This is a genomic window from Zoogloea sp. (assembly GCF_030157465.1).
Taxonomy (GTDB): Bacteria; Pseudomonadota; Gammaproteobacteria; order Burkholderiales; family Rhodocyclaceae; genus Zoogloea.
On the sequence record NZ_JAOAUU010000058.1, the window covers coordinates 26,253 to 46,159 of the forward strand.

A 19,907-nucleotide genomic window follows, 5' to 3' on the forward strand; every position below is an offset into this window, starting at 1 on the left:
CGACGCCGGCATGGACCGTTTCGTTCCTGACGCGCCGGATCAACGCCGGCCCGCCCATCAGTGGTTCCGGCCTTGCCTCAACCACCTCAATATCGTCGAGAACAGTTTCTCCGGCTCCACCGGCTTGGACAAAAAGTCGTCCATGCCAGCCGCGATGCAGCGCGCGCGGTCCTCCGCAAACGCATTGGCGGTCATCGCGACAATCGGGATGTGCTCCCGGCCGGGTATCAGGCGGATGCGGCCGGTGGCCTCCAGGCCATCCATCTCGGGCATCTGCATGTCCATCAGGATCAGGTCGAAGCGGCTGGCGAGCAGCATGTCCACCGCCACGACACCGTTGCCGGCGATCGCCACGTCAAGCCCCACGTCGGTCAGGAAGAGCCGGGCCACTTCCTGGTTGACCGGTTCATCCTCCACCAGCAGTACGTGCGCGCCGGCAAAATCGCGCCGCAGCACGACATCGGCGTGGCCGAGTTCCAGCGGCGCAGGCGCAGATGCGTGAATCGATCGCCCGACGCCCAGCCAGGCGGTAAACCAGAACGTGCTGCCGACGCCAAGGGTGCTGGCGGCACCGGCCTCGCCGCCCATCAGTTCGGCCAGGCGCCGGGTAATCGCCAAGCCGAGGCCGGTGCCACCGTACTTGCGCGTATTGGAGGCGTCGCCCTGCTCGAAGGCGCCGAACAGCTTGGGCAGCACCTCGGGCGGCACGCCGACGCCGCTGTCACACACTTCGGCGCGAATCTTGAGCCGCCCGTCACGCCGCTCGACGATCCGCACACCGAGAACGACACTGCCGGCCTCGGTAAATTTCACCGCGTTGCTGGCCAGGTTGAGCAGGGCCTGCGTGAAGCGGGTGGCGTCGCCGCGCACCAGGCTGGGCAGGCTCTCGGTATTCACTTCCAGGCGCAGGCCCTTGGCGCTGGCCTTTTCATGGAGCATCGAGGCCACCCCGGAAACCACACCGGCGAGGGCGAACTCGCTGTCTTCAAGCAAAAATTTCTCGGCCTCGATCTTCGACAGGTCGAGGATGTCGTTGATGACGCTCAGGAGGTGCTGGGCGGCGCTGTCGATCTTGTCGAGCTGCTCGGTCTGCTGCGGGCTGGCCCCCTCGCGACGCATGATGTGGGCCATGCCGAGCACCGCGTTGAGCGGCGTGCGGATCTCGTGGCTCATGTTGGCCAGAAAAGCGCTCTTGGCGCGGCTGGCGCTCTCGGCGGCATCCTTGGCCAGCGCCAGTTCGCGGGTACGCGCATCGACGAGGCTTTCAAGCTGGTGACGATGACGGGCGAGTTCCTGCTCGGTGCGCGCCTCCTCGGTGATGTCGCGCTTGATGCCCAGGTAATGGGAAATGCTGCCGTCGGCCCGGCGCACCGGCGAAATCATCGCCGATTCGATGTAAATCTCGCCGTTCTTGCGCCGGTTGGTCAGTTCGCCGCGCCAGGTATCGCCCCGGCCGAGGCTTTGCCACATCTGGCGAAAGACTTCCGGCGAGGTTTCGCCGGACTTCATCAGGCTGGGATTCTTGCCGCGCACTTCCTCGAACGCGTAGCCGGAAATCCGCTCGAAGGCGGCATTGACATACAGGATGCGGGCGTCGAGATCGGTCAGCACGATGCTGCCCGGGTTTTGCTCGACCGCGGTGGACAACATGCGCAAACGCTCTTCGGCCGACTTGCGCTCGGTGATGTCGGTGGAAATGCCGCACAGGGCGTAGATGCTGCCATCCTGCCGACGTAGCGGGAGCTTGACCGAGAGGAAGCTGCGGACCTCGCCGGAACTGCTGTTGCCGTTGATCTCCTCGATCTCGACACGCTCGCCCCCCTCGAGGACGCGGCGGTCATTCTGGCGCAGCTGCCTGGCGGTGGCGGCGTCGAAGTAGGCCTCGTCGGCGCTGCCGAGGATCTCCTCGCGACTTCGCCCGAACAGCGAGCACACCTCGCGATTGGCGTAGGTGTAGCGGTAGTCGGGATCCTTGATGTAGATGTGGGCGGCAACGTTGTCGAGAATGGTGGCCAGCATTTCCTCGCTCTGGCGCCGGCGCTCCTCGCCGAGGCGGCGCTCGCTCACGTCGAGCACGATGCCGATATAGCTGACGAGCCGGCCGGCCTTGTCGGTCACCGGCTGGCCACGGCACAGCAGCCAGCGCGGCGGGGCGCCGGGCGGCAGCATCACGCGCCACTCGGTCTCGAAGGCCACGCCTTCATCGCGGGCGGCGGTCACGGTGGTCACCACGCGATCCAGGTCATCCGGATCGATAGTCTGCCACCAGGTTTCGGAGGACGGCATCGGGCCGTCGCACGGCAGGCCGTAAAGCGCCCACAGCTCGTCCGACCAGAAATGGTTGTTGCTGTCGATGAACCATTCCCAGGAGCCCGCCCGCGCCGCATCCAGCGCCAGGCGCAGGCGACGCTCGCCGGCCCGCAGCAGGGCTTCCGAGAGGCTGCGTTCGGTCACGTCGGATACCGTGACGAGAACGTGATCGACGCCTTCCATCGACAGACTGGCCAGGCTGAGCTCGATGGCCAGCTCGCTGCCATCCTTGCAGACCCCGAAAAGATTGCGGCGGGCCATCAAGGCCTGGGCCGCGCCGGGCTCGTCGCGGTACATGCCGCGCTGGATCGCATGGTTGGCGCGCAGGCGTTGCGGCACCAGCAGATCGGCAGACGCACCGGCCAGCTCGCCCGGTGCGTAACCGAACATTTTTTCGAGCGCCGGATTGACCAGCACCATGCTGCCGTCGGCGGCCACCACGGCCAGGCCATCGAGGCTCGAATCCCAGATCTGGCGGAAGCGTGCCTCGCTGCGCGCCTGGGCCTCCTCGGCGCGGTGCAGGTCGGAGATGTCGGTGAAGGTCAGCACCGCCCCGGTGTTGCGCCCCTGCTCGTCGCGGTAGGCGTCGATCTGCATCAGGTAATGAAAGTTGCGCTGATGGACGTGCTCGACCCGGGATTCATCACAGCGGACCACGCTGTCGACCCATTCGCTCAGGCGCGGGAGATCGAGATAGCAGGGCACGCGGTGGAGAAACTGGCCGATATCGCTGGGCAGCAGCCCGAAAATGCGCCCCGCCAGCGCATTGAAGCGCGTCACGCGACCGTCCCGGTCGACCACCACCAGGCTGGTGCGGATGGAGTTCTGGATGTTGCCAAGGGTGACGTTGAGCTGGGCGTACTCGACGGACTTGAGCTGCAGCTCGTCGTTGAGGCTGGTGAGTTCCTCGTTCGAGGCCTGCAGCTCCTCGTTGGCGGCCTGCAATTCCTCGCCGGCCGATTGCAGCTCCTCGTTCAGGGACTGCAGTTCGTCGTTGGAGGCTTCGAGCTGCGTGATGACCGCCTGCAGATGCTCGCGGGTGTCGCCGAGTTCCTGGCGCAATCGGGCAATTTCGTCGGCCGCCTCGGCGGGCAGGAGCGCCTCCGTCGCGCCCGGCGGTCGCTGCGCGACAACCGCCGGCGACTCCTCGAAACCGATCAGCACGGCCCACTGGGGCTCGCTCCCGCCGCTCTCGACGCGGCGCAGCACCGGCCGCACCTTGAGCGTTTCATCGCCCAGCCGGACCAGCGCGCCAATCCCCTGCAGGGTATCGATGCGCTCCTGGCGCATGCGATAGCACAGCGCCTTGAGCTCGCCGCGCAGCTCCGGCAGACACAGCGCAAACACCGAAAAATCGGCACTGCCCGCCGGCAGGGCGAAATAGCGCCGCGAGGCACCAAAGAAATGCAGCGGCTCGAAGCCCGCATCGACAAGCACGGCCGGCGGGCCGTAGGCGTCGATCATCACCCTGCGGCTCTGTTCCACCAGCAGCTCGCGCCGCAGCGGCGGCGGCTTGGGCAAGGGCGGGCGGGGCTGCACGGCAGAACGCACCAGGCGGGTCGGCCGAGCCACCGGTAGCGCGCTGCTGCGATAAAGCTTGCCAGCCGAATCCACGGATTCGAAGCCGCCTCCTTCGAGGCCCGCAGACTCCGCCTTGCCCAGCAGCAGCAAGCCGCCCGGATTGAGGGCGAAATGAAAACTGCGCAGCAACTCGGCCTGCTGACCGGGCTTGAAGTAGATCAGCAGATTGCGGCAACTCACCAGATCCATGCGCACCAGTGGCGGGTGACCAATCAGGTCGTGCAGCGAAAACACACACAGCTCGCGCAGCGCCTTGCTGATCCGCCAGCCACTGCCTTCCGGCCGGAACCAGCGCGCCAGCCGCCCGGCCGAAAGGCCGACCAGCTCGGTGGCCGCATAAACGCCGGCGCGGGCAAAATCGAGGGCGTCCTGGTCGATGTCGGTGGCAAAGATCCGCACTTCGAAACTGCCGAGCCGCTCACCGAGAATCTCGGCCAGCAAGATTGCGATGGAGTAGACCTCCTCGCCCGTTGCACAGGCCGGCACCCACACCCGCAGCGCATCGCCCGGCCGCTTGGAGGCGATCCGCTCCTGCAGCGCACGCTCCAGCTCGTCAAAGACATCCGCATCACGAAAGAAGGCCGACACCGAGATCATGAAGCTCTGGTGCAGACGCCCGACTTCATCCGGATTGGCACACAGGTGAGCAAGGTAGGCGTCGAGGGCCTGAAAACCCAGCGTAGCGCTGCGCCGGAGGATCTGACGGCGCAGCGTGCCTTCCTTGTAGCCTCCCATATCGACACCGCTCGCGCGCGAGGTCAGGGCCAGGATCGCCTGGAAAGCCTGGACGTCGCGGGCCTCGCGGGCGGCGGCGAGCCCGACCGGGCCTTCGCCGATGTCGTTCAGACGGGCGGCAATGTCGGCCGGCGAAAAACGGGGCAGATCGCCCTCGCCGGTGCCCTCCGGATCGCCTTCCGCGCAGGCCAGCAGCAATCCGCCCGCCGCAACGATCGCATCGCACCCCGCCGCGCGGACGTCGGCCCGGGCGCCCAGCAACACGCCGACCGCGGCCGCACCGGCCTGTGCCGCGAGCGACTCGAACAACCCCTCCGCCCCGTCTCCGTCGCCGACCGCGGCCGCCCGCAACTCGAGCCCGGCAGCGCCGATCCGCAGCGCATGGCCCGGCGGACAGACGTAAAGGCGGCCCGGCACCGGCACATCCCCGTCAGCCGCAGTGACGATGACCAGCCCGGTCTCCGGCGGAAACGCCGCCGGCGGCACCGCTTCGGCAAGCACGAAGGCCAGCGAAGTCCCGCCATCCAGCCCCTGCAACAGGGCGGCCAGGCCATCGCCGCCCGTCCAGCCGCCCAGCGCAACCACGGCAGCCCCGCCGCGGGCACTTTTTGGTTTTGAATCGGTCATCTATCCAGCGGATACGAAAATGCAATAAACAAGAGGAAAGATGTTAAGCCCAAGCGGCCGGCTTTCCAGTGCTTTGTATCGCCGCAACCACAATACGGTATCGAATGGCGCGCACATTTTCGTTCGCGCCCCCTTGCCAAACGGGTTGCGGGTTTCCATGATGAAGGAACAACATGAATAAAGGAGACACCACCATGATGCGCAGGATCGCTTTTGTTTTCGCTCTTTCCCTCGGCTTCGCCGCAGGCGCCCAGGCCTGTGGTGAAAATGGTGCCAAGAACGGCAAGCCGGACATCAGCAAGCCAGCCAGCCCGAAGCCCGCCGTCTGATCCACAAAAAGGGGCGCTGCAGCGCCCGTGCAGTGATCGCTTTTGTGCTCCATCCATCAGAAAAGCCTCAAGGAGATACCGATGCCCAACAGAACCCTGCGCCAGGTCGTTGAAGGCCAGACCGTCGTTTCCGCCCTGGCCGATACCACCGTACGTGCTGCCGCCATCACGATGGCCAGGCACAAGATCGGGGCCATTCTCGTCGTGGACGACCAGGGCCGGCTCGCCGGCCTGTTCACCGAGCGCGACGTGCTCAACCGGGTCGTCGCCCAAGGCCTCGACCCTGACAGCACGCAACTCTCGACCGTCATGACCGCCGACCTGCAGACCGCCAGCCCCGACAAGCCCCTGGCGCATGCTCTGCACATGATGTTCGAGGGCGGCTTCCGCCACGTGCCGGTGGTGGAAGACGGCCGGCCGGTCGGCATGGTGTCGGCGCGCAACGCTCTCGGCCTTGAAATCCAGCAGTTCGAAAAGGAACTCGAGGACCGCGACCACATCGCCGAAATTCTTTGATCCACCGCCTCCACAGCACAGCGGAAAGCCCCCTCGCGGGGCTTTCCCGCTTTACGGCAGCGGCCCGCCTGCCCCGCACAAACCGCCAGCCGCAGGCCGAAATCGCCTAAAATCGCGTTTTCCCTCGATAAGCCCCCATCCCATGTTCTCCGGAATCGTTGCCGCTACCGGCCGCATCCTGAGCGTGACGCCCCTTGAAGACGGTGTGCGCCTCGCAGTGGATGTCGGCACCCTTGATCTCGACGACGTCCAGCTCGGTGACAGCATCGCCAACAACGGCGTGTGCCTCACCGTCATCGCCCGCGATGGCAACACCGTCCATTTCGACGTCTCGCGCGAAACCCTCAACTGCACCGTCGGCCTTGCCGAGCCCGGCGAGGTCAACCTCGAAAAAGCCCTGCGCCTGGCCGACCGGCTCGGCGGCCACCTGGTCACCGGCCACGTGGACGGCATCGGCGAAGTCCGGAAATTCGATGCCATCGGCGAAAGCCACGAACTCGTCATCCGCGCCCCCGCCGCGCTGGCCGGCTACATTGCCCGCAAAGGCTCGGTCACCATCGACGGCGTCAGCCTCACCGTCAACCGGGTCGACGGCCGCGACTTCTCCATCAACCTGATCCCCCACACCGTCCAGGTCACCACGCTCAAGCGCCTTGCCGCCGGCAGCACCGTGAACCTCGAAATCGACCTCATCGCCCGCTACGTCGAGCGCATGCAGGCCTGGCGCAACGACGCCACCCGCAACGAAGGAAGCCCCGCATGAGCGCACTGGCCCCGATCCAGGAAATCATCGCCGACATCAAGGCCGGCAAAATGGTCGTGCTGGTTGACGAGGAAGACCGCGAAAACGAAGGCGACATCGTCATCGCCGCCGAGCACATCACGCCCGAAGCCATCAACTTCATGGCCAAGCACGCTCGCGGCCTGATCTGCCTCACGCTCACCGAAGAGCGCTGCCGCCAGCTCGGCATCAACCAGATGGCGCGCGACAACCGCAGCCAGTTCAGCACCGCCTTCACGGTGTCGATCGAAGCCGCCGAAGGCGTCACCACCGGCATCTCGGCCGCCGACCGCGCCCGCACCGTGCAGGCCGCCGTGGCCCGCCACGCCAAGGCCACCGACATCGTCCAGCCCGGCCACATCTTCCCGATCATGGCCAAGCCGGGCGGCGTGCTGATCCGCGCCGGCCACACCGAAGCCGGCTGCGATCTCTCCGGCATCGCCGGGCTCGAACCCGCCGCAGTGATCTGCGAGATCATGAACGACGACGGCACCATGTCGCGCCTGCCCGAACTGGTCGAGTTCAGCAAAACCCACGGCCTCAAGATCGGCGCCATCCGCGACCTCATCGAATACCGCGCCCGCACCGAGAAGCTCGTCGAAAAAGTCAGCGAAAAAGCCGTCACCACCCCGCACGGCGACTTCCGCCTGTCGGCCTTCGAAGACACCACTTCCGGTGACGTGCACCTGGCCATGGCCTACGGCGACATCGACCCGGAAGTCGAAACCCTGGTCCGCGTCCACGAACCCGTCTCGGTACTCGACTTCCTCGACCCCGCCAGCGGCCGCCACAGCTTCCCGGTCGACGCGGCCCTCAAGCGCATCGCCGAGCACGGCCACGGCGTCATCGTGCTGCTCTACCACCCGCAAAGCGGCCAGGAACTCCTCGCCCAGCTCAGCGGCAGCGACACCGCCGCCCCCAAGCCCGCCCAGAAATGGGATCCGCGCCTCTTCGGCATCGGCGCCCAGATCCTGCGCGAACTGCAAGTCGGCAAGATGCGGATCATGGCCAGCCCGCGCAAGATTCCCAGCATGGCCGGTTTCGGCCTCACGGTCGTCGGCCACGCCGCGCCCGAAGCCTGAAGCCCGGCCCAATATTTCCCAGGTAACCCCATGCCCCGCTACGACAACATTCCCGAAATCGCCCCGAACCTGGACGGCTCCGGCCTCAGGGTCGGCGTCGTCATGTGCCGCTTCAACCTCGACGTCTGCGAAGGCCTGCTGTCGGCCTGCACCGCCGAACTGCTGCGCCTCGGCGTCGCCGCCGACGCGATCACCATCGCCACCGTGCCCGGCGCCCTCGAAGCCCCGCTCACGCTGCAGGTCATGGCCAAAAGCGGCCGCTTCGACGCACTGGTCGCCCTCGGCGCAGTGATCCGCGGCGAAACCTACCACTTCGAACTCGTCTCCAACGAGCAGGGCGCCGGCATCAACCGCGTCAGCCTCGACACCGGCGTGCCCATCGCCAACGGCATTCTCACCACCGAAGACGACGATCAGGCCCTCTCCCGCATGCAGGTCAAGGGTGCCGACTGCGCCCAGGCCGCTGTCGAGATGGCCCGCCTGCTGAAGGCACTGGCATGAGCGGCGCCCCCAAATCCCCCCGCCGCCGCGCCCGCGAATTCGCCCTGCAGGGCGTGTACCACTGGCTCCTGAACCAATCAGCCCTCACCGCCATTGAAAGCCAGATGGCCGAGGTCGGCGGCTTCGACAAATGCGACCGCGACCTCTTCGTCGGCCTGCTGCGCGGAACCGTCACCAATGCGGCCGAACTCCAGGTGGCGTTCGCCCCCTACATCGAACGCCCGCTCAAGGAGATCTCGCCGGTCGAGCGCGGCATCCTGCTGATTTCCACCTTCGAACTGGTGCATCGCCCCGAAACCCCCTACCGGGTCATCATCAACGAAGCCATCGAACTCGCCAAAGGCTATGGCGGCACCGACGGCCACAAGTTCGTGAACGGCGTGCTCGACAAGCTGGCGGCCCGGTTGCGCCCCGACGAAGTCGAGGCCAACGCCCGTGAACGGCGTGCCGCCCGCGGTGGCGACAAGCCGGCCTGAGCCTTCACTCCACGCAGCACACGCGTCGCGCGATGCCCTCCGAGTTCGCCCTGATCCGCCGGCACTTCACCCGGCCGGCGCGTCACACCGACCTCGCGGTGGGCGACGACGCGGCGCTGATCCGGCCCGCTGCCGGCATGCAGCTGGCCATCTCCACCGACATGCTGGTGGCCGGCACGCATTTCTTCGCCGACACCGATCCGGCCGACCTCGGCTGGAAGACCCTCGCCGTCAACGTCTCCGACCTCGCCGCGATGGGCGCAGCACCACGCTGGGTGGTGCTTGCGGCCAGCCTGCCGGCCGCCGACGAAAACTGGATTGCCGCCTTCGCCAGCGGCTTCTTCGCCTGCTCCGAAGCCTTCGGTATCGACGTCATCGGCGGTGACACCACCCGCGGCCCCCTCAACCTGTGCCCGACGATCTTCGGCGAAGTGCCCGTCGGTCAGGCCATCACCCGCGCGGGCGCCCGTCCGGGAGACGACCTGTGGGTGTCAGGCTCACCCGGACGGGCCGCCCTGGGCCTTGCCCATCTGCGCGGCGAAGTCCGGCTCGCCCCTGCCGATCGCGACGACTGCCTCGCCGCCCTGCACCGCCCGCAACCGCGGGTTGAACTCGGCCTCGCCCTGCGCGGCCTGGCCAGCGCCATGCTCGACGTCTCCGACGGCCTCCTTGGCGATCTCGATCACATCCTCGAACAATCCGGCGTCGGTGCACAAATCGAGGAAGCCACCCTGCCGCTTGATCCGCTGATCGCTGCCTGCGGCGACTCCGCGCGGGCTTTCCGGGCCTGTACCGCGGGCGGCGACGACTACGAACTGCTGTTCACCACCCCCCTTGAGCACCGCGCCGAAATCGGCGCCCTGGCGGCCCGGCTCGCACTGCCGCTGCATCGCATCGGCGCCATCACCGGCCCCGAGCACGGCCTCCAGCTCCACGAACGGGACGGCCGCCTCCGCCTTCTCTCGGCCAGCGGCTACGACCACTTCGGCAGCCGCCCATGAAACCCAATCTCCGCTTCCTGCTCTCCGACCCGACCCATTTCGTCGCCCTCGGCTTCGGGTCCGGCCTGTTTCCCAAGGGGCCCGGCACTGCCGGCACGCTGCTCGGCTGGATACTCTTTCCGCTCGTCTACGCGCCTCTTTCAGACACCCTCTTCGGCGCCCTGCTCGTCGCCTGCTTCCTGTTTGGCATCATCGCCTGCGAACGCACCGGGCGCGCCCTCGGCGTAGCCGATCACGGCGCCGTGGTATGGGACGAAATCGTCGCCATCTGGCTGGTCCTGTGGCTCACGCCCGCCACGCTGGCCTGGCAGGCCACGGCCTTCGTCGTCTTCCGTTTCTTCGACATCGTCAAGCCGCCCCCCATCGGCTGGGTGGACGAACGCACCCGCGGCGGCTTTGGCGTCATGCTCGACGACCTCCTCGCCGCCGGCTATACGCTGGTGGTGCTGGCCATTATCATGAGGCTCACCGCTTGATAGACATCGAATTCGCAACGCTCTCGCGCCTGGTCGGCGAGCACCTTGCCGCCCGTGGCTGGCGCCTCGCCACGGCAGAATCCTGCACCGGCGGCTGGGTCGCCGAAGTCGTCACCGCCACCGCCGGCAGCTCCGGCTGGTTCGACTGCGGCTTCATCACCTACTCCAACGACGCCAAGTGCGCCCTCCTCGGCGTCTCGCCGATGACCCTCGCACGCTACGGCGCGGTCAGCGAACAAACCACCGCAGCGATGGCCCGTGGCACCCTCGAGCGTTCCGAAGCCGACCTCGCCCTGTCCATCTCCGGCGTCGCCGGCCCGACCGGCGGCTCACCCTCCAAACCGGTCGGCACCGTCTGCTTTGGCTGGGCCAGAAACGCTGAAACACCCCAGACGGCCACCTGCCATTTCGATGGCGACCGGGAGGCCGTAAGGCGCCAGGCCGTCCTCTTCGCACTCACCGAACTCCTCCGCCGCTACACCTGAAACGCCTCTTGCAACAAGGGCTTGGCGATTCTGCTGGACTCGCCGCGAGAGCTGTATAAAATAACAGCTACCGCCGTGTCACGTCTGCTCCGAAACGAGCCGTCACGACAGGCGATCACCTGCACGCAAACTCTGTGCCATAATCTCCAAAACCCTTTTTCAAAGGATCACGACAGATGGATGACAACAAGGCCAAGGCCCTCTCCGCCGCGCTTTCCCAGATCGAAAAGCAGTTCGGCAAAGGCTCGATCATGCGTCTCGGCGACGGCGAGGTCGAAAGCGACATCCAGGTCGTCTCCACCGGCTCGCTGGGCCTCGATATCGCCCTGGGCATCGGCGGCCTGCCCCGCGGCCGGGTCGTCGAAGTGTACGGCCCCGAATCCTCCGGCAAGACCACGCTCACGCTGCAGGTCGTGGCCGAAATGCAGAAGCTCGGCGGCACCGCGGCCTTCATCGACGCCGAACACGCCCTCGACGTCACCTACGCCCAGAAGCTCGGAGTGAACGTCGGCGAACTGCTGATCTCCCAGCCCGACACCGGCGAGCAAGCCCTCGAAATCGCCGACATGCTGGTGCGTTCCGGCGGCGTGGACGTGGTCGTCATCGACTCCGTCGCGGCCCTCACCCCCAAGGCCGAAATCGAAGGCGAGATGGGCGACCAGCTGCCCGGCCTCCAGGCCCGCCTGATGTCCCAGGCCCTGCGCAAGCTCACCGCCAACATCAAGCGCACCAACACCCTGGTCATCTTCATCAACCAGATCCGCATGAAGATCGGCGTGATGTTCGGCAGCCCCGAGACCACCACCGGCGGCAACGCCCTCAAGTTCTACGCCTCGGTACGCCTCGACATCCGGCGCATCGGCACGATCAAGAAGAACGACGAAGTGATCGGCTCCGAAACCAAGGTCAAGGTCGTCAAGAACAAGGTCGCCCCGCCGTTCCGCGAAACCATCTTCGACATCCTCTACGGAGAAGGCACTTCCCGCGAGGGCGAGATCATCGACCTGGGCGTGCAGCACAAGTTCGTCGACAAATCCGGAGCCTGGTACGCCTACAACGGCGAGAAAATCGGCCAGGGCAAGGACAATGCCCGCGAGTTTCTCAAGACCAATCCGCACATTGCCCGCGAAATTGAAAACAAGATCCGCCTTGCCGTTAACCTGCCCGAAATGGCGGTGATCGCAGCGCCGGTCGCCGCTTCGGCCGCAACCGCAAGCTGACGCATCCGCCCCGCGAACGAAAGCCCATGACCATGAGCTTGCATGAGCGGGCGCTGCGCTGCCTCGCGCAGCGCGAGCACTCCCGCACCGAGCTGGCCCGCAAACTGGGCAAGCTCGGCAGCGAAGAAGAAGTCGACGCCGAACTCGATCGCCTCACCGAGCTCGGACTGCTCTCCGACGCACGCTTTGCCGATGCCTATGTGCGGGCCAAGGCGGCCCGCTTTGGCGCCTCGCGCCTGCGTCTGGAGCTGTCACGCCGCGGCGTCGGCGCCGAGCAGATCGTCTCTGCCATTGAAGAAAACTGCAGCGATAGCGAACTCGAACGTGCCCGCGACATCACCCGCCGAAAATTCGCCGCAGCACCAGCGGACGCGCGAGAATGGGCGCGTCAGGCCAGATTCCTTCAAGGTCGCGGATTTTCGACCGAAATCATACGTAGAGTCCTGAAAGAACATCCCGGCGATGAGCCTGCTTAAAGTCAGCAACCTGCGCAAAAAATACAAGGCCCGCACGGTCGTCCACGACGTGTCCTTCGACGTCGGCAGCGGCGAGGTCGTCGGACTGCTCGGCCCCAACGGCGCCGGCAAGACCACCTGCTTCTACATGATCGTCGGCCTGGTGGTTGCCGACGGCGGCGAGATCACCCTCGACGACCAGGTGCTGACCCATCGCCCGATCCACCAGCGCGCCCGCCTCGGCCTGTCCTACCTGCCCCAGGAAATGAGCGTTTTCCGCAAGCTCACGGTCGCCGAAAACATCCAGGCCGTGCTCGAGCTGCAAAGCCTCACCAAGGCTCAGATCGCCGAGCGCCTCGAAGAACTCCTCGGCGAGCTCGGCATCGAACACCTGCGCGACAACACCGCCATTTCCCTGTCCGGCGGCGAGCGGCGACGCTGCGAAATCGCCCGGGCGCTGGCCACCGATCCGCGCCTGATCCTCCTCGACGAACCTTTCGCCGGTGTCGACCCGATCGCCGTCATCGACATCCAGAAAATCATCCGTTTTCTCAAGGAAAAAGGCATCGGCGTCCTGATCACCGACCATAACGTCCGCGAAACCCTCGGCATCTGCGATCGCGCCTTCATCATCAATGCCGGCGAAGTGCTGGCCAGCGGCCGGCCCGACGAAATCGTCCGCAATGAGCAGGTTCGTCAGGTTTACCTCGGCGAACACTTCCGGCTCTGAGGCAACATCAGACTCATGAAGCCCAGCCTCCAGCTCAAACTCTCCCAGCACCTCGCGCTCACCCCGCAGTTGCAGCAGTCCATCAAGCTGCTCCAGCTGTCGACCCTCGAACTCAACCAGGAAATCGAAAAAGTCCTGCTCGAGAATCCGATGATCGAACGGGACGAACCCGAGGCAGAACTCGGCTCCAGCCGCATCGAGGCTCCCGGCCCCGTGGCGCAGGCGGGCAGCGAGGCCGCCCATGAGCGTGAGCAGGAGCAGGCACGGGAATCCGAGCGTGAGCGCGAACCCGACCGCGATTTCGACCTCGGCAGCGAAGGCGGCGACTGGCAGGGCTCAGGCAGCGGCCAGCGCGACGACGATGACGACTCCGACTTCCAGGAGCTCCAGGCCTCCGTTCCCTCACTGCGCGACCATCTGGACAGCCAGATCGCCCTCACGCCCCTCAGCGATCGCGACCGGGCCCTGGTCCGCTTCATGATCGAAGCCCTCGATGACGACGGCTATCTCAGTCAGACCCTCGAAGAGCTGCTTCCCCTGCTGCCGCCCGAATTGGAAGTCGACCTGGACGATCTCACCATCGCCCTGCGTCAGATCCAGAGCCTCGACCCATCCGGCATCGGCGCCACCACCGTCAGCGAATGCCTAGCCCTGCAACTGCGCCCCCTGCCCCCCAGCCGGGAGCGCGAGCTGGCCCTCGCCCTCGTGGCAGAACACCTGGAACTCCTGGCTGCGCGTGATTTCCTCAAGCTCAAGCGCGCCCTGCGCTGCAACGACGACGAACTGCGCGAGGCCCACGCCTTGATCCTCGGCCTGGACCCCAAACCCGGCGCCCGCTTCTCCCAGTCCGACGTCCGCTACGTGGTGCCCGACGTGGTGGTGCGCAAGGTCCGCAACACCTGGGTGGTCAACCTGAACCCCGACGCGATGCCGCGTCTGCGCATCAACCAGCTCTACGCCCAGATCCTGCGTGACAACCGCGGCGCCAGCGGATCTCTCTCCAGCCACCTCCAGGAGGCACGCTGGCTGATCAAGAATGTACAGCAGCGATTCGACACCATTCAGCGGGTTTCGCAAGCGATCGTTGACCGCCAGCGCCAGTTCTTCGATTATGGCGATGTGGCAATGCGCCCGCTTACCCTGCGGGAAATCGCCGAGCAGCTGGAACTACACGAATCCACCGTCTCGCGTGTGACCACCCAAAAGTACATGGCCACGCCACGAGGCATTTTCGAATTCAAACATTTTTTCGGCAGTCACGTCGCCACCGACAGTGGTGGGGCGGCTTCCTCAACGGCGATTCGGGCGCTGATTCGCCAGTTGGTCGCCGCCGAAGACAAGAAAAAACCCTTGTCCGACGCGAGGATTGCCGAGTTGTTGGGCCAGCAGGGTATCGTTGTCGCTCGACGGACGATCGCAAAGTACCGCGAGTCCCTCGATATCCCGCCGGTCAGTCTGCGCAAATCCATCTGACAGAAAGGCAAGAATCATGAACCTCAACATCACGGGACATCACGTCGAAGTTACGCCGGCGATCCGCGAATACATTTCCTCCAAGCTCGATCGCGTGATCCGCCATTTCGACAACGTCACCAGCGTTGGCGTGATCCTCTCGGTGGAAAAGCTGCGCCAGAAGGCTGAGGTCACCGTGCACGTGCGCGGCAAGGATATCCACGTCGAAAGCGAAGACGCCGACCTGTACGCCGCCATCGACGCACTGACCGACAAGCTTGACCGTCAGGTTCTGAAGTACAAGGACAAGACCTCCGATCACGGCCATGACTCGCTCAAGCAGCACCTCGCCGAATCCTGATCGACGGCACAAGTAATACCGTTTTCCCCGGGACCGTTGTGGCTATAATGCGCCCCAACTGACACAACGGCCCCGGCGGCATCTGCCTCCGGATCTTCCCGCATTGCCCCTCACCGGAAACCTGTCCCGCCCCCACAGCGCGCAGGAGAGTCCACGCATGAACCTCATCGCCAAATTATTACCCACGGCCAATGTGGTCGTTGGACTCGAGGCGAGCAGCAAGAAGCGCGCTTTCGAGCAAGCCGGCCTGCTGTTCGAGAACAATCACGGCATCGCCCGCAGCACGGTCTTCGACAGCCTGTTTGCGCGCGAAAAGCTCGGCTCCACCGGCCTTGGCCAAGGCATCGCCATCCCCCACGGGCGCATCAAGACCCTCAAGGACGCCCTCGGCGCCTTCATCCGCCTGGCAGAACCCGTTCCCTTCGACGCGCCCGACGGCAAGCCGGTCTCGATGCTGTTCGTGCTGCTGGTTCCCGAACAAGCCAACGAACACCACCTGCAACTGCTCTCCGAACTCGCCCAGATGTTCAGCGACCGCGCTTTTCGCGAGCAGCTCCTGAACGCGCCCGACGCCTTGGCGGCCCATGCCCTTTTCGCCCAGTGGGGCAGCGATGCGCCAGACAACAGTAGCGCGGCTGTTTGACGACAACCTCGAACGCCTGAGGCTGCGGCATATCTGCGGCAGCCTCGAGACCCGCATTTCGGTCTCCGAAGACCGCATCTGGCCCGCCGACATGGTCGGCCACCTCAACCTGATCCACCCCGACCGCCTGCAGATCCTCGGCTCGTCGGAACTCGCCTGGGCACGCCGCCAAACTCGCGAGAAGGTCATCCACCACATCCGCGACATCCTGTCCTACGGCCCGCCGGCCATCATCATCGCCGACGACGAGGACATCCCGAGCATGGTGCGCACCCTGTGCGCCAACGAAGACGTGGCCCTGTTTGCGAGCCCTTTGCCGGCCGCCAACGTCATCGACCTGCTGCGCAGCTACCTGTCGCGCAAGCTGGCAGAACGGGTCGCGCTGCACGGCGTGCTGATGGACGTGCTGGGCCTTGGCGTGTTCATCACCGGCGACTCGGGTGCCGGCAAGTCGGAGCTCGCTCTGGAACTCATCTCCCGCGGCCACGGGCTGGTGGCCGACGACATCGTCGAATTCTCCCGGATCGCCCCGACCGTCCTCGAAGGACGCTGCCCGGCGCTGCTCCAGGACGTTATCGAGGTGCGCGGCCTGGGCATCCTCAACATCCGCACCATCTTTGGCGAAACGGCCTGCCGCCGGAAGATGAAGCTCAAGCTCGTCGTGCACCTTCAGCGCCGTCAGCCGGGCCAGGAAGACCCCCTCCGCCTGACGCTGGAGGGTGAGCAGCAGTCGATCCTCGGCGTGTCCCTGCGGCGCGTGGTGCTGCCAGTGGCGGCAGGGCGCAACCTAGCCGTGCTGCTCGAAGCCGCGGTTCGTTCGACAATCCTGCTGCTACGCGGAATCGACTCGACCCAGGATTTCGTCGACCGCCAGCAGCGTGCGATGGAAGAAGGCGGCGGCTAGAAATCCCGTAAAAATGTGTCCCCGGACGCCGTCCAGGCAGCCCGGCCGTCAACGGATCGACTCGTGCACCGTTTATGATGCTGTCGCAGTTCCGAAAAATCGCCTATCCGAGGAGAGTGGCCCGATGAAAAAACTGATCCTGAGCATCGCCGTTTCCGTATTTGCCGCCAGCCTGGCACCCGCGGCCTTTGCGGCCACGACCCAGCAGAACAAGATGAAGGAATGCAACGCGTCTGCCACCGACAAAAAGGGCGACGAGCGCAAGGCCTTCATGAAGGAGTGCCTGTCCGCCAAGCCGGCCGCCAAGGGCACGACCCAGCAGGAGAAGATGAAGTCCTGTAACAAGGACGCCGGTGAAAAGGCGCTGAAGGGCGACGATCGCAAGAAGTTCATGAGCGAGTGCCTGAAGGGAGGCTGAGCCCTTCCACTCCGCAGAAATTGAAAAGAGCCCCGCGGGGCTCTTTTTCATTTGCAGATCCGGATTCGATCAATCGATGGCAAAAGCCACCGCGTCCAGCATGTTGTCGGCCACCGAGAAGCCGCAGCCGATGTGCCCTTTCTCCGAGAGCGCGAACTCTTCCCGCTTGACGCAATGCTCGGCAGAGCCTTCCTCCAGCAGATAGGTGCCGTTGGTGCTCGAATCCGCGAGGTAGAACAGCCCGGCGCGCAGTTCGATACGGGCATGCTGCCTCGACACGCGAGGATCGGAGACGACGATATCGTTGCCGGTTTCACGCCCGAAAAGCAGGGTTGGATGCGCCGCATCGATCAGCCAGATCTGGCCGCGAAAACTCACCCGCAGCTGCTTTTGTGCCTGCAGCGCGTCCAGGCGCAATTCGGCGGGCGTCGGCGGTGGCGCTTCGCCCAGTTCGAGCACCGGGAACGGCACCGCACTGCTTGACTCATCCAGCCGGCCGAGCAAACGACGCATGGATGGCGACAGGAGCGGACTCAGGTTTTCGGAGACGGCGATCGTATCGGGGTTGTGACTTTCGACCAGGCGCGCCGCCAGCTTCTCGGGATCCTCCTCCATGTCCTCGCCTTCCGGGTCGGGCACCACACCGGCACGCAGGACCAGCTTGATGCCGCTCATCGGTGGCAACGCCCTCACCCGCTCGCGCATTTCGCGGGCCGCCAGGAGGGCTGAGTCCGCATCCGGAAAATGCGCCACGAGCACATCCGAACGCAGCTCGAGCCCGCTGGCCGAATAGGCCTCGGCGCAGCGCGACATGCGGTTCAGGCAGCGCTCGACGGCATACCCCGCCTCGGCCTCGCCCAGCTTGACTGCGAGCCGCACGCCACCGGCGACATCCGCAAACAGCAGGCAGCGGGTGGAAGCACGCTCAGTCATTGTCGCGGACTCCGGTGCACCCCGAATGCAGGCACGACACCCACGCGGAATGCGCTGCAGGCTTTCGGGAAAGGCTGGGGGATGGATCCATGGATGCTAGGTTCTCCAGATCCCGATCGGGATGGCTGAGGCGTTTTCATGCGAAACCGGCAGGTCGGGCGCATCGAAAACAATGTCTCCCTCTTCCACTTTCATCGCACTCGAAACATTGAGGAAGTCGAACAGATTGCCATCGGCAAGATGGGATGGCACGACATTTTTGAGCGCCGTCGAGATGGACACGATACGGCCCGGGAAACGGCTGTCCCAGTCGCGCAGCATGGCCTTGATCTGCTTGCGCTGGGCATTTTCCTGGCTGCCACACAGATTGCACGGGATGATCGGATATTCCATGCCGCGGGCAAAGCGTTCGATGTCCTTCTCGGCGCAGTAGGCGAGGGGACGGATCACCACGTTCTGACCGTCGTCGCTGACCAGCTTGGGCGGCATGGATTTCATCTTGCCGCCGAAGAACATGTTCAGGAAAAGGGTTTCGATCATGTCGTCGCGATGGTGGCCAAGGGCGATCTTGGTGGCGCCAAGCTCTTTCGCAGTGCGGTAGATGATGCCCCGGCGCAGGCGCGAGCACAGCGAACAGGTGGTCTTGCCCTCGGGGATCTTGTCCTTGACGATCTTGTAGGTGTTTTCGGTGACGATCTTGTATTCGACCCCGATCGACTCGAAGTAGGCCGGCAGGATATGGTCGGGGAAGCCCGGCTGCTTCTGGTCGAGGTTCATCGCCACGATGCGGAAGTCGATGGGCGCCCTTTCGCGCAGGGCCAGCAGCATCGACAGCAGCGTGAACGAATCCTTGCCGCCGGAGACGCAGACCATCACCACGTCGCCTTCGACGATCATGCCGTAATCCACAATAGCCTCGCCCGTTTTGCGCATCAGCTGCTTCTTGAGGCGCAGAAAGGTATTCGAGAAACGGGACTCCGTTTCGGGGAGGTCGGTCGCCAGGGGCGCGGGAGATACCACTACGTCTTCCATTTCACCAGATGTCCAATGATTATAAGCCGCCCGAAAATCCATCGGACCGACATAAAATGTTAAATACGTTATAAATGGGCGCTACGCCCGCCATCAACAGGAATGATCTGGCCTGTGATGTAGGGCGCATCAAACAGCAAAAAACGCACCGTGCGAGCGATATCCGACGGCGTTCCGACCCGGCCGAGCAGGGTGTGGGCCACGATGGCATCCCTCTCGGCCGGAGCCAGCTGACCATCGTCGGGCCACTCGATCGGCCCCGGCGCAACCCCATTCACCCGCACCCGCGGCGCCAGCTCCAGCGCCAGCGCGCGGGTCAGGCCAAGCAAACCGGCCTTCGCCGCGCAATAGAGGGGATAGCCCTTGAGCGGACGCTCGGCGTGGATGTCGATGATATTGACGATTGCGCCGCCGCTCTCCTGCAGCCACGGCGCTGCGGCCTGAGAGAGGAACAGCGGCGCCTTGAGATTGGAGCCGATAAGATCCACCCAGGCGGCTTCGCCGATCTGGCCGATGGCCGTGGGGAAGAAGCTGGAGGCGTTGTTCACCAGCCCGTCAAGCCGGCCGAAATGCCCGACCACGGCCTCCACCAGCGCCGGCAGGCTGTCACCATCGAGCAGGTCGGCCTGCAACACCAGCGCCGAGTCGGGGCGAAGCGCATTGAAATCAGCGGCGAGTCGATCCGCATCGTCCCGCGAATGACGGCAATGCAGCGCAAGCCGCGCACCGGCGGCATGCAGCTGACGGGCGATTTCGGCGCCGACGCGCTTGGCGCCGCCAGTCACGAGGACCACGGGCGCCATTGCCTGTTGATTCATGAGGGCCTGGGGCTTCTGAATATGGAGGGCGTAATCATACG

Annotated in this window: 21 protein-coding genes; 16 read left to right on the forward strand and 5 right to left on the reverse strand. The window is 65.2% G+C overall.

Translation table 11 applies throughout. The features are described 5' to 3' along the window. Positions 1-57 precede the first annotated feature (57 nt). Together Q1W26_RS06735 and Q1W26_RS06740 are read right to left on the reverse strand one after the other, a co-directional pair. Positions 58-5,253, reverse strand: a complete 5,196-nt coding sequence (locus Q1W26_RS06735; protein ID WP_300437546.1) for a PAS domain S-box protein — start codon at positions 5,251-5,253, stop codon at positions 58-60. 43 nt (positions 5,254-5,296) lie between these two features. Beyond that, positions 5,297-5,635, reverse strand: coding sequence for a hypothetical protein (locus Q1W26_RS06740; RefSeq protein WP_300437549.1), 339 nt, complete (start codon positions 5,633-5,635; stop codon positions 5,297-5,299). 28 nt (positions 5,636-5,663) lie between these two features. Here Q1W26_RS06740 and Q1W26_RS06745 point away from each other — a divergent pair, with 28 nt between their 5' ends. The 16 genes from Q1W26_RS06745 to Q1W26_RS06820 all read left to right on the forward strand — a co-directional run bounded on the left by Q1W26_RS06745 (position 5,664) and on the right by Q1W26_RS06820 (position 17,083). After that, positions 5,664-6,098, forward strand: coding sequence for a CBS domain-containing protein (locus tag Q1W26_RS06745; RefSeq protein WP_300437552.1), 435 nt, complete (start codon positions 5,664-5,666; stop codon positions 6,096-6,098). A gap of 142 nt (positions 6,099-6,240) precedes the next feature. Continuing rightward, positions 6,241-6,861: a riboflavin synthase gene (locus tag Q1W26_RS06750; RefSeq protein WP_300437555.1), complete on the forward strand. Its 621-nt coding sequence runs from the start codon at positions 6,241-6,243 to the stop codon at positions 6,859-6,861. Next, a complete protein-coding gene (gene ribBA, locus Q1W26_RS06755) occupies positions 6,858-7,961 on the forward strand; it encodes a bifunctional 3,4-dihydroxy-2-butanone-4-phosphate synthase/GTP cyclohydrolase II (protein ID WP_300437557.1) in 1,104 nt (367 codons plus the stop codon). The genes Q1W26_RS06750 and ribBA overlap by 4 nt, the downstream gene beginning before the upstream one ends. A 30-nt stretch (positions 7,962-7,991) precedes the next feature. Beyond that, positions 7,992-8,462, forward strand: coding sequence for a 6,7-dimethyl-8-ribityllumazine synthase (ribH, locus tag Q1W26_RS06760; RefSeq protein WP_300437560.1), 471 nt, complete (start codon positions 7,992-7,994; stop codon positions 8,460-8,462). Further along, positions 8,459-8,938 (forward strand): transcription antitermination factor NusB, encoded by a 480-nt coding sequence (gene nusB / locus Q1W26_RS06765; protein WP_300437563.1) that lies wholly within the window; start codon positions 8,459-8,461, stop codon positions 8,936-8,938. The genes ribH and nusB overlap by 4 nt, the downstream gene beginning before the upstream one ends. A 32-nt stretch (positions 8,939-8,970) precedes the next feature. Beyond that, entirely contained in the window at positions 8,971-9,939 is a 969-nt protein-coding gene (thiL, locus tag Q1W26_RS06770; protein WP_300437566.1) for a thiamine-phosphate kinase, read from the forward strand. Next, complete coding sequence (locus Q1W26_RS06775; RefSeq protein ID WP_300437569.1) at positions 9,936-10,415, forward strand: phosphatidylglycerophosphatase A; 480 nt, start codon at positions 9,936-9,938, stop codon at positions 10,413-10,415. Before thiL ends, Q1W26_RS06775 begins: the two co-directional genes overlap by 4 nt. Then, positions 10,412-10,900 (forward strand): nicotinamide-nucleotide amidohydrolase family protein, encoded by a 489-nt coding sequence (locus tag Q1W26_RS06780; protein WP_300437572.1) that lies wholly within the window; start codon positions 10,412-10,414, stop codon positions 10,898-10,900. The genes Q1W26_RS06775 and Q1W26_RS06780 overlap by 4 nt, the downstream gene beginning before the upstream one ends. A 176-nt stretch (positions 10,901-11,076) precedes the next feature. After that, positions 11,077-12,120 carry a recombinase RecA gene (gene recA / locus Q1W26_RS06785; RefSeq protein WP_300437575.1) on the forward strand — a complete coding sequence of 348 codons (1,044 nt, stop codon included), beginning with the start codon at positions 11,077-11,079 and terminating at the stop codon, positions 12,118-12,120. A 26-nt stretch (positions 12,121-12,146) separates the two neighbouring features. Further along, on the forward strand, positions 12,147-12,596 hold the full coding sequence (gene recX / locus Q1W26_RS06790; protein WP_300437578.1) for a recombination regulator RecX: 450 nt from the start codon (positions 12,147-12,149) through the stop codon (positions 12,594-12,596). After that, positions 12,583-13,305, forward strand: a complete 723-nt coding sequence (lptB, locus tag Q1W26_RS06795) for an LPS export ABC transporter ATP-binding protein (protein WP_300437581.1) — start codon at positions 12,583-12,585, stop codon at positions 13,303-13,305. Before recX ends, lptB begins: the two co-directional genes overlap by 14 nt. Positions 13,306-13,320: 15 nt before the next feature. Then, entirely contained in the window at positions 13,321-14,778 is a 1,458-nt protein-coding gene (locus Q1W26_RS06800) for an RNA polymerase factor sigma-54 (protein ID WP_300437583.1), read from the forward strand. Positions 14,779-14,794: 16 nt separating this feature from the next. Further along, a complete protein-coding gene (gene raiA / locus Q1W26_RS06805) occupies positions 14,795-15,118 on the forward strand; it encodes a ribosome-associated translation inhibitor RaiA (RefSeq protein ID WP_300437586.1) in 324 nt (107 codons plus the stop codon). A gap of 157 nt (positions 15,119-15,275) precedes the next feature. Beyond that, positions 15,276-15,761, forward strand: coding sequence for a PTS IIA-like nitrogen regulatory protein PtsN (gene ptsN / locus Q1W26_RS06810; protein WP_300437589.1), 486 nt, complete (start codon positions 15,276-15,278; stop codon positions 15,759-15,761). Continuing rightward, positions 15,730-16,665 carry an HPr(Ser) kinase/phosphatase gene (gene hprK / locus Q1W26_RS06815; RefSeq protein WP_300437592.1) on the forward strand — a complete coding sequence of 312 codons (936 nt, stop codon included), beginning with the start codon at positions 15,730-15,732 and terminating at the stop codon, positions 16,663-16,665. The genes ptsN and hprK overlap by 32 nt, the downstream gene beginning before the upstream one ends. A gap of 124 nt (positions 16,666-16,789) precedes the next feature. Continuing rightward, positions 16,790-17,083, forward strand: a complete 294-nt coding sequence (locus tag Q1W26_RS06820; protein ID WP_300437595.1) for a PsiF family protein — start codon at positions 16,790-16,792, stop codon at positions 17,081-17,083. A 69-nt stretch (positions 17,084-17,152) separates the two neighbouring features. Here Q1W26_RS06820 and Q1W26_RS06825 read toward each other — a convergent pair whose 3' ends face one another. The 3 genes from Q1W26_RS06825 to Q1W26_RS06835 form a co-directional block, all read right to left on the reverse strand. Next, positions 17,153-18,016, reverse strand: a complete 864-nt coding sequence (locus Q1W26_RS06825; RefSeq protein ID WP_300437598.1) for an FHA domain-containing protein — start codon at positions 18,014-18,016, stop codon at positions 17,153-17,155. Positions 18,017-18,112: 96 nt separating this feature from the next. Then, positions 18,113-19,048: a tRNA 2-thiocytidine(32) synthetase TtcA gene (gene ttcA / locus Q1W26_RS06830; RefSeq protein ID WP_300437600.1), complete on the reverse strand. Its 936-nt coding sequence runs from the start codon at positions 19,046-19,048 to the stop codon at positions 18,113-18,115. Positions 19,049-19,116: 68 nt separating this feature from the next. Beyond that, on the reverse strand, positions 19,117-19,866 hold the full coding sequence (locus Q1W26_RS06835) for a pteridine reductase (RefSeq protein WP_300437603.1): 750 nt from the start codon (positions 19,864-19,866) through the stop codon (positions 19,117-19,119). Positions 19,867-19,907: the final 41 nt, after the last annotated feature.